The organism is Lachnoclostridium phytofermentans ISDg (genome assembly GCF_000018685.1).
GTDB lineage: Bacteria > Bacillota > Clostridia > Lachnospirales > Lachnospiraceae > Lachnoclostridium > Lachnoclostridium phytofermentans.
Map to the genome: position 1 here is coordinate 2,629,604 of NC_010001.1, position 16,886 is coordinate 2,646,489.

Consider the following 16,886-nt stretch of genomic DNA (forward strand, 5'->3'; position numbering starts at 1 on the left):
ATGTAACATAATATGGAACTTTTGTACCATATGTATCGTCTAAACTATGAAAAATATAAACAAGAATAAAGAGTATAAAGCATAGGATGGGAGATGTATTCTTATATGACTAAATTAAAACGTAATAGAAAAACCAAAATAATATCCATATGTTTAATTTTTATCATTGCATTGATAGCAGCAAAATGTGGTGTTTACGGATATCTAGCCAATTCCTTTCAGAAAGTTAAAGTATATAGTAGGGATGAACTTATAGCAAAAATCGCATATAAGGATGTAATGGAAACAAGCGCAAAAACGAATGAAAAAATTGCGCAAGTCGGTACATATAAGGAGCTTCTTTCCATTCTTTATTCCATGAATATGTTATCGTTAAATAATAATTCATGGGGAATTTTTAAAGGAGCAAAAATTTTGACAGAAAGTAGCGTCAGCGACATACCTGTTAATAATACTGGATATTCCCAAACAAATATTCAAGTATCCGGTGTTGATGAATCTGATATTATAAAAAATGATGGACATTACATCTATTACCTAAACGAAGGTGTACTTAGTATATTTGATACATCCAAAGAATTACCTGATTTAATAAGTAAAACAAAGATCGACGATAATACCAAGACATTATATGATATGTATATTTCAGGTGATATTCTAGTTCTCTGCGGAGGGAAATATGAAGTTTTTAATAATAGATCGGATTCTTCTAATTCCTATGCGGATTATAATGAAATGACAGAAGCAAATACTTCACAATCCTATGATATATTCACAGTGTTTGCGGTGTATGATATAAGTGATAGAAAATTTCCTTCCTTAAAACGTACCATAGAAATCGATGGAAATGACGTTTCGACGAGACTGATTGGGAATAATCTGTATTTTGTGACCAATAAGAACTTATCTTATATTAGAGGTAATAAAGTAAATGATTATGAAATACTTCCAATGTACAGAGATACTGCCGATTCAACGGAATTAAAAGTAATTCAACCTGCTGATATTTCCTATTTTCCTGATAGTAAAGTGGCACAATATTTGTTAGTCGGAACATTCGATATCACAAAAGATGATGCTGTTGTTCCACAAGCATATCTTGGTTCAGGTAAAGAAGTGTATATGAATACAAATTCCATATATATCAGCAGGGAAATAGATAGGCCCCGTGTATATGAAGAATCTTTATCCACTGAGGCTATCGCCTTTTCTTTAACCACTGAGATTTACAGGTTCGCGATTAGTGGTATGGATATTAAATTTATTGCTAGTACTGAAATATCCGGAAAACTGATAAATCAATATTCGATGGATGAATACAATGGGATCTTAAGGGTCGCATTCGACAGGTATATGGACGGAAACGGAAATGGTATCACTATGATAGATATCAATACTATGAAGCCGATTGCTTCCATAACAGGACTTGCCATTAATGATAGGATTACTTCGGTCCGCTTTATGAAGGATGTAGCATATATGGTAACATCCCGTAATGAGAATCCACTTTTTGTATTTAACCTTTCAAATCCTATAAAACCATTAAAGACAGGAGAATTAAATGTACCGGGATTCAGTCAATATTTACACCCTGTTGGGGATCAGTATTTACTAGGATTTGGCAGAAACATGGAAGAAAAGTTTTATTTAGATGAGAAGAAAAAAAAAGTCTATACCGGGGAAATGTTGGATGTAGGGTTTCAATTGAGTTTGTTTGATGTGCGTGATTTATTTAACCCGCAGGAATTGTCTGCAATAGCTTACAATGAAACTTCCAACAGTCCAGCTAGTTATAACCCGCATTGCATTATGGCTGATGCAGAAAATAATATTATTGCATTTCCAATATTTTTTAGAGACAGATGGCTTGGAGAATTAGGTACCGTTGTAAAGATAGATCCTTCTTCTGGGCTAACAACAGTTGCAGAAATTGAAATGCTTACAGATAATATACATGACACTCGTTTTTGCTATACGAACGATAAATTATATTTATTAACAGAGAGTAATATATCAGTATATAGCTATCCTGAGTGTGAATTTATTAATCAAGTTTTCTATTAATGATGGCATCAATTTCTTTTATGCGTCACAGGATTCATGATGAATTTTAGTCATGGAAAAGATCATAATTGTTGTTATGAAAAATGGATGAGAATAGTACCTGTTGTTATAAAACAATCGATGTTAAAAAATATAAGTGACACAAATACCTAATAATTTAAAATGAAAAGCATACATACGGCTTGATAGAAGGGCATACATACAACTTAATAGAAAAGCATTTATATGACTTAATAAAAGAGCATACATACGACTTAATAGAAAAGCAACAGAGTGCAGTTCAAATGAACTGCACTCTGTTTTACATAGCAAGGAAAAGTTCTCTAAACTTATTTTTCTTGTAATTCTTTATGGCTCGATTCCCCATACAAGCTTATTGCTTAAATATCCCGTAACTTTGTCAGAATTAACGTATTGGCTACTGGATGCATTAAATGAGTAATCATCTGCTTGGTTGTAATTTGACCAATTCGACTTAGCAAATCTTGCTTGAATTTCTGCATTTTGCCCAGCTTTTAACGTTCCAGCAGAAGCAGTAAAGGAAATCTCCAAGTAATAATCAGCTCCGCTAACTGGTTTAGCAAGCTTAACAAATTCACCTTTTACGTTTTCACTACCAACACTTGCCCAATCACACCAGAAGTTCTGTGATATTTCTCCATCAATCGTATAGTAATAACGAAGTTTTATATCACTTAGATTGATATCTGTGTTTCCAGTGTTAATCAGCTTAAATTTAGGTGATATTCCATTGGTGGATGCGCTCGTATTTCCGTTAAAGGCTTGAATTACTAAATTTCCTGTAATTACGGGAGCAGTGGTATCTATGACATTCAATGTTAATACAGGGTTGTTTCCAGCACTAAATTGGAATGTTAATTTGCTTTCCCCAAGTGATAGTGTAGATAGATAGGATTTTTGTAAAACAATTGTATTGCCCGATACCGTATAATCTTTATTTAGTAAAAGTTTATTACTATTATTTAGAACACTTACAAGCGAAAGCCCATTTAAGTTGACCGTTACGTTGATATTTTGCTGCTTATCAACTGCTTTATCAAAGGTTGCATTAACCGGAGTAATTGTAGCACTTGGCGTTGAATCTACGACATTAACTTTTAAAACAGGATCTTTCCCTTTGTCAAAGTCAAAGACGATAGAACTTTCACCCGTTGGTAATTGTGAGAGGAAAGTTTTCTTTAATATAAGATTATTTCCGCTTAATGTGTAATCAACATTTATTTTTAATGTGGTGGTACCTAGTTTAAGTGAATTTAAAGTATTTCCATTAAACACAATCGAAATTGTTTTATCGCTTTGATTTGGTGTATATTTATCAAATGTTATAGAAGTCGGCGTGATTGTCGAGCTTGGTGTTTGATCATCAACTTTTAGGTTAGGTAACTCATCCAACGTAATAACATAATTGCTTTGATAAAGCTCTTTTAATGTTTTTGTATAATTATTTGCAGAACTCATGAGATACTCACCATACCATGGGCAGAAATATAACCAACCCGATTTTTCCTCGGTTAGATTTTGAAGACTTGGTACTGTGTCATTTTCTGTCATGGCAACCATCTTCTTTCCATTGGTTAAATCAACGAGTTGATAGAAGATAGTCGTAATAGCATCTTCGTTCGGAACACCGGATAATCCGTCATAGCGGTTATAGACTGTATTGTACTTATCATACCCGACGATATCTACCAAATTATCACCAGGATACCAAGCAGGAGAGGTACTGTAAACATAGCTGTTATACGTCCAAATTATATTATGTAATCCATATGTTTGTGTCAGCCTAGTATATAACATTTCCCATAATTGTTTATAAACTTTTGCACCTGCGGAAGCCCACCAGAACCACGCACCTTCACCATTTGCTCCGCCATTACCTTCTGCCTCGTGATATGGGCGTAAAATGATAGGTACGTTGTTTTGCTGTAATATCAGTAGCTGTTTTGCTAAATCATCAATTGTCAGCATTACATATTGGTATTCTTTTGTCCCAGGAATAACAGCATTTGCAGTTTTAAAATTTGTTTCCGTTGGCTTATAGGTTGTCTTTTGCCAATCCACAAAATCACCAAGCTTATAGGAATTAAAATCTTTTGGAACAGTAATATGCCAGCATCCCGTTGCAATACCATTTTTATTATTAACCCAATCTATAATACGATTTGTTGTACCATCTTCCCAACCGTATAATGGATTATAGTTCATAAAATCAAACCCTCTAATCGCTGGATACTTACCTGTTAAATTGTGAATCCAATCAAACTCTAATTCTGAATTACCGTTATTTCCACCACCATAGATCTCTTGTTGGCCAGAGATGATATGTTTACCGTAAACCTCCGTTAAGTATTTCATTAGAAGTTTTGTTTCTGATGTTGCCTGGCTATCGGTAAGGGTTGGCGCTACATTTAAACTATCTAGTTTAGCATAATCCACGGTGAATGTATCAAAATAAGCGAATCCCCAACCAGCCTTAATTTGTATCGTGTTGCTACCTTTGGTCAATTTATAAATACCAAAATTAAAATCTGACCACACTGTAGTATATGGCAACATAAAGGAACCTTTATTGATACCATTTACGCTTAAGTATTGGAGTCTGCCATCCGTACTTAACTCTTGCATATAACGAGTAGATATCGTATACATACCTGTCTCTGGAACAGTGACATCGAAAGTTAATGTACCTGAGTTCTGCATCCAAACAAATCCTGCTCCCGAGTATCCAGGCTTTGGTTGTCCATATATTGCCGTCACAACTTGTAACTCAGATGATAGTCGCGTATTTTCGCTTTCGATAACGAACAACGCAGTGCCTGCACTGACCGGTACTGTAATAAAACTAAACAGTAGTGATAGTGCGATGATAAACGTACTTACTTTTTTAACTAGACCTTTCATTTTTATACTCCTTCCTTGTATTAACTTTGATGTATTCAAAGTTAATGAATAAAATAAATTGTTATATAACACCCTACAAAGTAAAAATAGCACAATTCCCATTATTTGTAAATATTCATGGTACATATCGAATAAAAAATATCTACTTGACTGTAAAGCAGTGCTTCAACTATAATATTGTCATACAGTTGAGTCATTATTCAACTATAACGATAGAGTAAAATGTGAAATAACAGAGTTCATCCACTTAGTGAATAGCTTTGTAATTCGATATGCAGATATTGTACATGCGGCTCTATGTTTCAAGCTATGGAAAGGCAGGGTTAGGAATATGAGAGAATCAGATATTAACTGTGATTGTGATGTTATCCATGCTAATATTGTTGAAAAAGTCAGACAATCTATGCCAGATGAAGACGAGCTATATGATTTATCAGATTTTTTTAAAGTATTAGGGGATAGCACACGTGCGAGAATTATTAGTGCATTAGATATTAATGAGATGTGTGTATGCGATTTGGCAGTATTATTAAATATGACGAAATCAGCGATATCACATCAATTAAGATCATTAAAAGAAGCGAATTTAGTTAAATTCCGAAAAGAAGGAAAAGTTGTTTTTTATTCCTTAACTGACGATCATGTCAAAGATATCTTCGAAAAAGGATTAGAGCATATTAGAGAAAAGTTATATTAGATATTGGTCTGAATATTCCGTACTGATATTATATAAACTGCTGAGTGTTCTTGACTCTAACACATGCTTAGTAGGTACAGATATCATAATTATCAAGACGAGGGAGAGGAATATGGAAACACAAAATATACTAAACTTTGAATCATTAGAAAATAATATCATAGATGTAATAAAAGAAGAACAAATTAAATTAGGCTACAGAGAAGAAACCTTACGATTATATTATCCTATGGAATCCATAAATAATTTATTAGGTGCAGTTCTAACAATAGACAAGCTTTCAGAGGTTTTATATGAGTTTTGCATCTATTTAAAAGACCGTTTCGGCGACGTAGAGTATTACCGCAATAATACACGTTACTGTTTTGTTATTCCACCAAAAGGTGTTACTTTTGTCCATGAAGAAGTAAAAGACCCGATTTTTTTACAAGAATTTATAGAGACAATAAGCACGCATGATTGCAGCTTAGATGATATTTTATCGGTATTTCATCGTTATTCTGACAATGTCATATGCGATAAAGTAGACAATGGAGAATTTGATTATTTGATATGCTTTGAAAATGAGGTACCAGATGCATATCGTTATTGCATAAAATTTGAAGATTGCCATGCGATCTATCATAGGTATACTTATACTGATTATGTTAATTTTGGGTTCTAATTATTTGATTGTGATTATTATTTATAGCAAATTCTTGATTATTTCCTAATTGAAAAGCTTATACCGAATAACAGTTCATAATTATTTCTAAATATGTTTGAGGTTGCATTGTTATTAAATGAATGCTATTATTCATGACAAATGAATTGGACTGCCAATTCCTCTTGTTTATTTCCATTATAAAATATCTAGTGGAGAATATAAGGTTTTTGGTAGAGGGGGGAGGTTTTATTTATGAAATTCAAGCGTGATTACTACAAACCAGAAAATGAAAGAGCATTATGTGACTTTTTCGAACAAATGAATAATGATTCTAATTGTAATACATCAAGGATAGTTTGGGAATTGCTCCGCAATGCGCCTTATTTTGAAATGTTTCAATTGGATAAGATAGGACTGTGGTATGAGGATAACAATTTAGTTGCTTCCTTACAGCTACTAAGCCCCTGGCCAGGTTCTGTTATAGTTGATAATAGAAGTGATATAGAGAATTTACTGCTAGATATCATTCATTATGCAGAAGAAACATTTTGTGGTTTGAAAGAGAACAAAAAACATTTAGTTTTCTATGTCGATGAGAAAGAGGATAACCTACGTACCCAGACAGGGCTGTTAGAACCAATGGTAACTGCAAAGGAATATCGTAAATCAGGTTTAGGAAAAGCTTGTGTATATAATTCAATAAAAATATTGCAATCGTATGGTTGCAAGAAGGTGTTTGTAGACCCTGATGAAGAGCCATACAATTATTATTGTAAGATAGGGTTTGAAGGGATGGACTACACACAATGTTATGAGAAAGTATTTGAATAGTAAGTATTTTTTAAGCAAGTGGGTTTTTGATTTAAAAAACCATGTCTTCCATTTTTGAAATATCTATTTGAAATAAAGTAGAAGAGAAGCGGTCAGGATTGATATGTTCCTCCTTGTAATAAACAGTTTTTATTATTTAACTGTCTACCACAAGGTGGCATATCATATCCTGACCGCTTTTATAAATTTCATTTGCTATCTTTAGAACAAAAATTTCTAAAATACATATTAATCAAATACATTCTTGAATTCAATTATGAGTAATAATGATTCTACAATTTCTTAGCAAACCGTATTCCGATGCTAAAAATAGTATGATTTACTTATTCTTAAGATTCTTAAATACCTTTACTAATTCATACCAAAAAACAGATATGACAGCTATTCCAAATGCCCTGATGAATTGACTGGCTGATAAGGACGCAAGCTTTAAAAATCCAGTCAGTGGAGTATAAAGTATAGCTAGTAGTCCTAAAACAGTAACTACAGCCACTATCCACATTACCTTGTCTTTTGCAAGCCGAATAAATGACTTTACCGCAAAATCATGGTCTGAGCTATTCACTATTACTAGAAACAAATTGGATAATATAATGATTGTAAGTCCCATTGCACGAGCCAAAGATGCATTGTCTTGATTTCCTGCTAGAACCGTAAAATAAGTTGCAAAAGAAGTTGCAAAAATCACAACACCCTGAAGAACACTCTTAAGCAGCATTTTAGAGTTTATTAGCTTTTCTTTTGGATTGCGTGGTTTACGTTCCATAATATCGTACTCAGCAGGTTGTCGCTCTAAAACAATAGAACAAGTTGGATCAATAACCAATTCAAGTAAGACTACATGAAGAGGTAATAAAAATAATGCAGCTGGTGATATACCAAGCATAGGGGCTAAAAGTGAAGCAAATGCAATTGGGATATGAATAGTGAAGATATATCCAACTGCCTTACGGATATTGTCGTAAATTCTTCGACCATCCTTAACCGTTTCAACGATTGTGGTAAAGTTATCGTCCATTAAGATAAGATCTGCTGCTTCACGAGAAACCTCACTGCCACGTTTACCCATAGCAATTCCGATATCCGCATATTTTAAAGCAGGTGCATCATTTACACCATCGCCTGTCATAGCAACTATTTCTCCATTATCCTTAAATGCCTTTACAATTCGCATCTTATGCTCTGGTAAAACACGAGAGAATATACTAACATCCTTTACCTTCTCTCGAAGTTCTTCATCAGTCATGTTACTTAGTTCATCACCTGTAATAATTTTATCACTGTTTGGCATACCAATTTTTTTAGCGATAGAGGAAGCAGTAATTCCGTTATCACCTGTTATCATAACAACACGAATACCAGCTTTATTACAGACAGCAATATCCGCTTTTATACTTTCTCTTGGTGGGTCTGCAAGACCGATAAGTCCTTGGAAGGAGAGAGAGCAATCGGTTATTGTATTTGGGATATCCTCCTCCGTTTGTGGCAACATTTTTGCAACTGCTATGACACGAAGACCCTCTTTTGACATTTCAGAGACTTTTTTCTCACAGATTTCTCGTTCCTTGTCTGTTAATTTGCATATGGTTAAAATACGCTCTGGAGATCCTTTTGCAGCTATGACAATCTCACCATTTCTTCTCCAAACATGACCCATCATCTTTAGTTCATTCGTAAAAGCATATTCGGTGATTAGTTCACCGCTAAATAAATTCTTTTTTGTTATACCAAGGCTATCACAGTGAGAGAGCATTGCTTTTTCCATTGGGTCATAAACATCGGTTTCGCAACCAAGCCCCATTGTTTCACATAAAGAGTGATTATCACCGTCCATGGCCCAAGTTCCTTGTACTTTCATTTGGTTCATTGTGATTGTACCAGTTTTATCAACACATAGAACGGAAACAGCCCCAAGCGTCTCAACGGATGGGAGTTTACGTACCAAGGATTGTTTTTTTGCTAAACGCCAAGCACCCATAGAAAGAAAAACTGTTAGGATAACAGGAAATTCCTCAGGTATCATTGCCATTGCTAAGGTAATTCCTGAAAGTATACTTTCAATAATTCTATCACCGATTTCATGATCAGGAATATTAAAATAAGTGAATATACCAACGAGAGTTAGAAGAACAGCTGCAATTCCTGCACAAAGTTTAACAAGACTTTTCGTCTGTTTTTGGAGTGGAGTATCTTCATCGGGTGCTAATGCAATATTTGCTCCGATTTTTCCGTATTCGGTTGTAGTACCTATTTTATCAACCAAGACAGTAGCAGTTCCCTGTGTAACAAGGGTACCAGCATAGCAATAATCTTTTCGCCAATAGTCAGATGTAGTTTCAGCATTTTCGGTGTTCACCTTCCAAACGCCTTCTGCCTCTCCAGTCAAAGAGGATTCATCCACACAAAGGTCATTGCATTTAACGATAATACCGTCTGCTGGGATTTTAACACCTTCATGAATCATCATTAGGTCACCTGGTACGAGGTCTGCACTTGCAATGGTGGTTTCCTTACCATTACGAATAACTGTAACGTGGGGAGCAGTTAAGTCTTTCAGTGCATTTAATGTTTTGTCTGTTTTCCATTCTTGAATGACATCAATGCTTATTATACCAATAACGAAAATTAGCATTATAGCCCCATCACGAGGTTCTCCAAGAATAAAATAAATAATTGCAGCAACGATTAGCAGTAAAAACATTGGCTCACACATAATATGAAGAACCTTTTTTATAAAGCTTTCCTTCTTTTGTGGTGTGAGTTCGTTTTTACCGTATTGTTCCTGCAATTTTTTTGCTTCGGCAGAAGATAGTCCTGCCATGTTACCTTTGTTTGTCATAAAAGTTACCTCCGTTTTTAGCCTTCTGGCATTCGTTTGATAGCTCCATGGCACTTCGTTCCTCAGTTATGTGTTCTATAAAAGGGTAAAAAAAATCACACCTATGGAACACATTACTGTCCCACAGATGTGAATTGAAATTCAATCTGTTGCCGCATCTTGCGGCCCGGCCCCATGACTTTATAGAAATAAAGTTCATCGCCTGCTCAGTTTGTACTGTTGATCGCACACTAATTAAATGTAATGCAGTGCAAAGAGTTCATTTGGAATTATATCATACACAATATTCTATGTCAATGAAAGACAAGTTATGCCCATTATTTGTAAATAATTACTTATTGCTTTCAATGCTGATTTATGATATAAATTTCGCATCCCCCTATAGGGGTTAACTTGAATTAACGGAGATAGTAATTTTTAAGAGGCAAATGGCAAAAAATCATGATATAATAAATATCATAAAATAGATGTTGGAGGAAGGTATGAGCAAACATAAACATTCCGATGAAAGTAAAAAGGCAGTAATTAATCGCCTTTCTAGAGCGATAGGCCATTTAGAGTCGGTTAAAAAAATGGTGGAAAATGATGCAGACTGTAGTGAAGTATTAATTCAATTATCAGCGGTAAGATCAGCAATTAATAATACAGGAAAAGTAATTTTAAAAGAACATATTTCCCATTGTATCGTTCATGCTATTGAAGATGGGGACGAAGAGGTTATTCAAGAATTAGATAATGCAATAGATAAATTTATAAAATAATAATTGTTAAGCTATGCTTTACTAGGAATTTAGAAGAAACTACATAATAGGTAATCTATAATGATAATTTACTAAAATAATAGGTATGGTTACTAGGAAGTAAAGCTGCCTATTATTTTTTATAATAAATATGATAGACAAAATTATAGTTATATAGGATAAGCTTATTTGATATATTTTTTGTAAGATCAAAGTGGATGGTAACGTATGTCATTTCGTACTCATATAACAATTCTTTTTTCATTATTAATTGTCCTTTGTTTCGTTTACATTTGTTATAAAAGTATCGACAATAAAAAAAGTACCACGATAAAAGAGGCATATAATATCGCCTATAAAGAGGTTTATAAAAAAAATTCGCAAGCTTTATTAGTCTCAATTGGGAGTACCGATTCCATACTAAGTAAAGAAGATAATAACGCTGGTAAAAATGGCGAAAGAAATTCATGGAATTTATTCTTTTCAGTACCTAATTCTTCTGAGTTGTGGCTAGTTACAATTAGAGACCATAAAATAAAGGATTTTAAAAAAACTATAGGTCCTTCTTATGATAGGAAAGATTTAATAGATAAAAAAGAATTTACACTCGATTCTAAAGAGGCTTTAAAAATTGCAAAAAAAGAATTTGAATTAAAGCCCGGTGAAGTATGGGCTATAGGTTATCATTTTCTAATAAGTAAAGAAAATGGGGATGTTTTGCTACAAGTTGTATGCAGAGATGATAAGGATAATTTCACAAAAATATTTATTAATGCTGAAACAAAGAAAATTACAGATGCTTTTCACAAAATTCCAATAGGTGGTGGTATCTATAGTGGAAATACTGATAATGTTTTAGTTGATAAATATAATATAGTTGGTATTGCAAATATTAAAAAAAGTAACACTTTATATGCTTGGGGATGGAAAATGATAAACATCATTCAATATAAGTCGATTTTATTAAATAAAAGTAATAATGATACTGTATGGAACGAATTATCAATTCAAGAAGATATAAAAAATATTCTTCCTATTGAAGATGATGATATATTAATTGTTTGCGAACAAAAGATTTATAAATATAATTCAATAGAGCTTTCAAGTATATTAGAATCAAAAAATCGAATACTTAATTCATTTTTTTATAATGATAAATTATATTTTCTAACAAATTCCGAATTGAATATTTCATCTGATAAAGGTGAATCATGGAAAACAATATTACTTCCAGAGGTGAAAGATGTAATTAATATACCTTTTGATATGAATGATGATGATAATTCTTTATATGTTAGTATCGACAATAAAATTTATTGCTATAACAACGTAAATTGGGTTGAAGTAATTAAGACTGATAATATGATAAATGATTTCAAGTATATTAAACATTCTATAATTTATACCACTAATAAATCTGTAAATCTTTATGACCTAGAAACCAAAGAAAATAGGGAAATTAGTAAAAACGTAATAGTAAATAAATTAATTAGGCACGATCAAGACATTTATGCAATTAGTTATGAAGGAAATTTATTCGAAATAAAAAAGACAAGTGATAATAATAATTGGGAAATTTCATCCCTTGAAACCAATAAAAACGGGTTAATCACTGATATGCTACATATTGATCAAGATACATGGTATTACAGTACTGTTTCAAAATATGAATGGTTAAAATTAGTAAGATAAAACTGATTCTATAAAAACTGGTTTATGGTGACGATTGTTGCTGCTATATTCATATATTTCACATAAAGGAGAGAATTTTTTTATGAAAAATATCGTCTCCTCGTGTGAGAGGGGGCGAGGCAATGAATAACATTACATATGCTGAACTATTTTAGTTTGTTATTATGTTATGTACTGTCATAGCTCTCGTCAGAAATAATAGTAGATTAAAAAAATAACCGTCCCTCGTAAGACCGGTTATTTTTTTAATCAACCATTTTGCGAGGGGTATTACCTAGTACCACCTCTTTAAAAAAGCATATTCTCCATGAACAGTCTGTTCTTGTTGTTTGTTATATTCATGTAATCTAAAAAACATACATTCGAGATTAGAATATTGATCTTTATAATCATATTCCTCTAGAAGGGTTAACAATTTGTATCGTTCGCTGGTTCTGGGTATGTTCATGAAAGCGGTGGGAAATAGAGAGTACAGTTCTTCCTTGTGTGGCGCGGTCTAGTGCATCTAGAATTCGACGCTCAGTATCGCTATCAAGATTTGCAGTGATCTCATCTAATAACAGAATTTTAGGAGCTGCGACTACAGCTCGTGCAATAGAGAGTAGCTGAAGTTGCCCCTGTGAAAATGATATCTTTTCCGCAGGTGTGTCATATCCGTCTGTTAGCTCCATGATACTCTCATGTAATCCAACAAGCCTTGCAGCAGCTTCCACCTGATTTCTACCAATAGAAGGATCAAACAATGAAATTTGCTCTGCCACTGTACCTGACACCATATGAAAGGACTGCTCTACATAGCCAAATAGCTTTCGTTTTTGGTCATCGGGGATTTTGGCGGCATCTATACCATTCACAAGTATTCGCCCTTCATTGGGGCAATATAGTCCCATTAGCAAACGAAAGATTGTGCTTTTTCCTGCTCCCGTTCTACCCACGAGAGTTACTGATTCACCGCTTTCTACCGTAAAACGCAGGTCACTTAATACGATGTTATCGTTGTCATAGCTAAAGCCTACATGGTCAAAGCAAATGCAAGAGTTTGACTCTGTGTTTATTGTGAATTTTTTAATATCTTTAGCAATAGAGCTATCTGTTTCTTCCCGTTCTGGCTCCTGCAAAAATTCATTGATTCTCTTTACCCCTGCTACAGCAGATTGAATGTTTTGAATTTCCATACCGATGCTCTCAAGCGGTTCAAAAACTTTACTTACATAAGCGATAATGGCCACTGCAGTACCAACGGTGATGCCGAAGAATTGCTGTATTTCTCCACCCATTGCAGCACATATCATCATTACTGCAATGACACAAGAGCTAATAAAGATGACAATAGGAGAATAGATAGAATCGTAAAGGTTTGATTTATCCATAGCCTGGTAGCTTTCTTCAATATAATCATCGTATTTTTGCTCCATGTATTTTTGACGGAACAGAGTGCGAATCATACGAATATTACGAATGGTCTCAGGTACATGGTTGTTAACTTTACCAACAGCAACACGATTGACAAGCTGTGCCTTAAGCGTCCGCTTTTGGAACAGACGTGTCATTGCAAACAGCAATGGTGTAATAAGAATAATTATTATACCGAGTCCCGTACTTTTATAAAAAATGACCACTAAAATACTGATTACTTTACAAGCATCGGCAAACATACTAATAATTCCATTCGTAAACAGTGAATCTACCACATCGACATCATTTACAAACCGTGACGTAATAATGCCGGGTTCATTCTGGGAAAAATAAGCTGAAGGCAGACGTTTTAGTTTTGCACACATTTCACTTCGCAGGCTGTGAGTAACCCTTTGCCCAAATTTGGTAATCATTACATTCTGTCCAGATTCCAGTAATCCTGAAATAGCAAGCAACCCTAAGTAGGTCAACGCAAGATAGAGCGGAATTTGCTGCTGTGCAGTTAAGCTATTAACAATGCGTTCTAAAACTAAGGGCGGGAAAAGAGCTGTAGCGATTGTACCTGTTATAATGAGTACGGTTAAAAATATCATCCATTTGGAAGCTGACATGATTTTATATAACACAGAACCAAGACTGTTCTTATTCTTCCTGATGTTCTTATTCTTCATGATGTTCTCATTCGCCATAACGTTCTCATTCTCCATTGTGTTCTTATCCTTCATAATGCTCACCTCCTGCCATCTGTGCTTGATACAGTTCTGCATAGTTCTCATTTTCTTGCATTAATTCAGCATGAGTGGAATAGGCTCCTTTTCCGTCATACAAAAATAGCACTTTATCAAATTTAGGAAACAAATACAACCGATGAGAAAAGAGAATTACAACCTTATCCGCTGCAAGTTTACGTAGGTTTTCAAATATTTCTTGTTCCGTACCACGGTCAACTGCGGAAAAAGGATCGTCTAAAATCAAAATATGCTGTGCGTTATAAAGTGTACGGGCAAGTGCAGTTCGTGCTTGCTGACCGCCTGAAAGCCTCATTCCGTTGTTACCCACCAAAGTATCAGCTCCTTCTGGCATTTGAGCAACCTCTTTCGCAAAGCTTACCGCTTGAAGATATAGTAGTACATCTTTCTGTTCTCCAAGCCGGATATTCTCTTTAATGCTGTCGCTAATAAGCTCCGGCTGATGTCCCATGTAAGAAATTAGCCTACTGCGTTCATAGTCGCTTAGAGAGGCCAGTTCTTGTTCACCCACACGGAAACTACCCTCATAGGGGATTTCACCAATAAATGTCTTGCTGAGCATAGATTTACCGCAAGCAACTGGACCTGTTACGCCAATGATCTGACCAGGAGTAGCAGAAAATGATATGTTTTTAAGTATTTGCGCACCGCCTGGTATGTGTAGAGACAGGTTAGACACCGTGAGTCCCATGGCCTTAGAAAAATCAATGGTGGAATCCGTATCTTGCTCCACATATTCTTTCATAAGTGGCTTAATTCTTGCCCAAGATACTTGTGCCTTTTGCACGGAGTTAAACAGCTTTGCTGCTTTGGAGGATTTGAGCGCCATTTTAGTAAAGCAAGATAGGACGGTAGTGAATGCTGCTATGTTCCAACTAACCCATCCAGTACCAAGAACATTTTTAGCACCAAGATAAATTATTACAACTGCACCACACATGGAGATTATATTATAAATTGGCTGCATAGCGCTTTCTCAGAGGTTGGCTGAAACAGCACGCTTTTCATAATCCATCAGATAGGATTCATAAGAATTGTCACGGTTTTCCTCACAACCATAAACACGATAAGTAATAGCGTTAGAGACCCTGTCCATGGTGGTATTGTTTAGTCTACCCGCGCTTTTTTTATATTCTGCATTATACCGTGTAATACGGCTTTTCAACCGACCTGCAATAAAATAAGCAATCGGTGTGAAGATACTAGATAGCATTGCTAACCGCCAGTCATAAAGAAAAAGTAGGGCGAGATAAGATATTAGTACCACACCAGTATCAAACACCTCTGTGGTAAATTTCCGCATTCCTTCTACGCAGGCGTCCACATCGGCCACAGCCTTTGTCATAACAGTTCCAAGGCTTTCACTCTCTAAGTCATCCTTGTTCATGTTAACCAGACTGTTATACAGCATATGTCGCATATTGCAGCTAGTTTCGTTAGCAAAGCGTCGCACATAAAACCGCTTAATACAACGCAATAATTGTACGAAGAAGATCACGACAAGGTAAGTGATTGCCAACGACACTATAGCAGAAAATGCCTTATAACCTTTCATTATATCGAATAAGCACTGTGCCAACTGTCCTTCAAAATATGGTCCAGCAATCATACCAATGTTATATAAAACGCCTGATATTGTGACCAAGGTTAACGGCCAAACCTCTAATTTGAAATAGGATAGGATTCTATCAGGTTTTACAACCTTTTTTGCTTGTCTGCTTTGGCTCATTTTTGACAACCTCCATCCAAAAAGAGCCTAGTAAGGTTTGGAAATCCTGCCTTACTCTCAGATTTAGAGCGTGTGTAGAGGATATTGAGAATACGGCAAAACTCCTCATTATCCTGCGGTGTGAGTGCTTCTTCCAGCCATTCATAATATAGTGCTTCCACAGATGCTTTCGAGTTTTTTAGCAGTTCAGCTTTTTCAGTAGAAAAGAGTAACTGACTACGTCCATCGGTAGGATTTGGTTTTCTAACTAGATAACCTTTTGCTTCCAAACTTGCTGCACAGCGGGCAGCAGCTCCCTTATCAAGGCTGAGAACCTCACGAATTGCCGCCTGCGTGATACCTGGATTTTTTCGAACTACGTGAATGAAGTCGTACTCTGCAGTTCCCACACCCTCCATTTTCAACATACGCGCTGTGAATTTATTCACCTCTCGTGCAATTTTTGTGATTTGGCGTTTTGTACTATCCATTTTTTAGTTCCTTTCGAAGATAGAATTTTTATAATATATAAAAAAGATGTAGTATCAACTAAATATATATGATACTACATCCTTTTTCAGT

Annotated in this window: 12 protein-coding genes and 1 riboswitch; of the genes, 6 read left to right on the forward strand and 6 right to left on the reverse strand. The window is 34.9% G+C overall.

The window, feature by feature from the left end; all coding sequences use genetic code 11:
• The first annotated feature begins 105 nt into the window (after window positions 1-105).
• On the forward strand, window positions 106-2,064 hold the full coding sequence (locus tag CPHY_RS10995) for a beta-propeller domain-containing protein (protein ID WP_012200147.1): 1,959 nt from the start codon (window positions 106-108) through the stop codon (window positions 2,062-2,064).
• 348 nt (window positions 2,065-2,412) lie between these two features.
• Here the strand turns inward: CPHY_RS10995 and CPHY_RS11000 are convergent, their stop codons facing one another.
• Entirely contained in the window at window positions 2,413-4,986 is a 2,574-nt protein-coding gene (locus CPHY_RS11000; RefSeq protein WP_012200148.1) for a X2-like carbohydrate binding domain-containing protein, read from the reverse strand.
• 331 nt (window positions 4,987-5,317) lie between these two features.
• Between CPHY_RS11000 and CPHY_RS11005 the strand changes: the two genes are divergently transcribed.
• The 3 genes from CPHY_RS11005 (at window position 5,318) to CPHY_RS11015 (ending at window position 7,160) form a co-directional block, all read left to right on the forward strand.
• Window positions 5,318-5,683 carry an ArsR/SmtB family transcription factor gene (locus CPHY_RS11005; protein WP_012200149.1) on the forward strand — a complete coding sequence of 122 codons (366 nt, stop codon included), beginning with the start codon at window positions 5,318-5,320 and terminating at the stop codon, window positions 5,681-5,683.
• 112 nt (window positions 5,684-5,795) lie between these two features.
• Window positions 5,796-6,347, forward strand: coding sequence for a DUF3877 family protein (locus CPHY_RS11010; RefSeq protein ID WP_012200150.1), 552 nt, complete (start codon window positions 5,796-5,798; stop codon window positions 6,345-6,347).
• A gap of 234 nt (window positions 6,348-6,581) precedes the next feature.
• Window positions 6,582-7,160 carry a GNAT family N-acetyltransferase gene (locus tag CPHY_RS11015; RefSeq protein ID WP_012200151.1) on the forward strand — a complete coding sequence of 193 codons (579 nt, stop codon included), beginning with the start codon at window positions 6,582-6,584 and terminating at the stop codon, window positions 7,158-7,160.
• A 319-nt stretch (window positions 7,161-7,479) separates the two neighbouring features.
• Here the strand turns inward: CPHY_RS11015 and CPHY_RS11020 are convergent, their stop codons facing one another.
• The gene (locus CPHY_RS11020; protein ID WP_012200152.1) at window positions 7,480-9,999 is read right to left on the reverse strand and encodes a cation-translocating P-type ATPase; all 2,520 of its coding nucleotides are present in this window, start codon (window positions 9,997-9,999) and stop codon (window positions 7,480-7,482) included.
• A gap of 114 nt (window positions 10,000-10,113) precedes the next feature.
• Window positions 10,114-10,219, reverse strand: a riboswitch (NiCo riboswitch).
• Between the two features lie 247 nt (window positions 10,220-10,466).
• Between CPHY_RS11020 and CPHY_RS11025 the strand changes: the two genes are divergently transcribed.
• Window positions 10,467-10,760 (forward strand): metal-sensing transcriptional repressor, encoded by a 294-nt coding sequence (locus tag CPHY_RS11025; protein WP_049762367.1) that lies wholly within the window; start codon window positions 10,467-10,469, stop codon window positions 10,758-10,760.
• A gap of 207 nt (window positions 10,761-10,967) precedes the next feature.
• Window positions 10,968-12,431, forward strand: a complete 1,464-nt coding sequence (locus tag CPHY_RS11030) for a hypothetical protein (RefSeq protein WP_012200154.1) — start codon at window positions 10,968-10,970, stop codon at window positions 12,429-12,431.
• Between the two features lie 389 nt (window positions 12,432-12,820).
• Here the strand turns inward: CPHY_RS11030 and CPHY_RS11035 are convergent, their stop codons facing one another.
• Genes CPHY_RS11035 through CPHY_RS11045 form a run of 4 tightly spaced genes read right to left on the reverse strand, consistent with a single transcriptional unit; the run spans window position 12,821 to window position 16,723 of the window.
• Window positions 12,821-14,572 (reverse strand): ABC transporter ATP-binding protein, encoded by a 1,752-nt coding sequence (locus tag CPHY_RS11035; protein WP_012200155.1) that lies wholly within the window; start codon window positions 14,570-14,572, stop codon window positions 12,821-12,823.
• On the reverse strand, window positions 14,562-15,563 hold the full coding sequence (locus tag CPHY_RS22155) for an ATP-binding cassette domain-containing protein (RefSeq protein ID WP_012200156.1): 1,002 nt from the start codon (window positions 15,561-15,563) through the stop codon (window positions 14,562-14,564). The genes CPHY_RS11035 and CPHY_RS22155 overlap by 11 nt, the downstream gene beginning before the upstream one ends.
• A gap of 9 nt (window positions 15,564-15,572) precedes the next feature.
• Window positions 15,573-16,325, reverse strand: a complete 753-nt coding sequence (locus CPHY_RS22160) for an ABC transporter transmembrane domain-containing protein (RefSeq protein ID WP_012200157.1) — start codon at window positions 16,323-16,325, stop codon at window positions 15,573-15,575.
• The gene (locus tag CPHY_RS11045; RefSeq protein WP_334290444.1) at window positions 16,322-16,723 is read right to left on the reverse strand and encodes a MarR family winged helix-turn-helix transcriptional regulator; all 402 of its coding nucleotides are present in this window, start codon (window positions 16,721-16,723) and stop codon (window positions 16,322-16,324) included. The genes CPHY_RS22160 and CPHY_RS11045 overlap by 4 nt, the downstream gene beginning before the upstream one ends.
• Window positions 16,724-16,886: the final 163 nt, after the last annotated feature.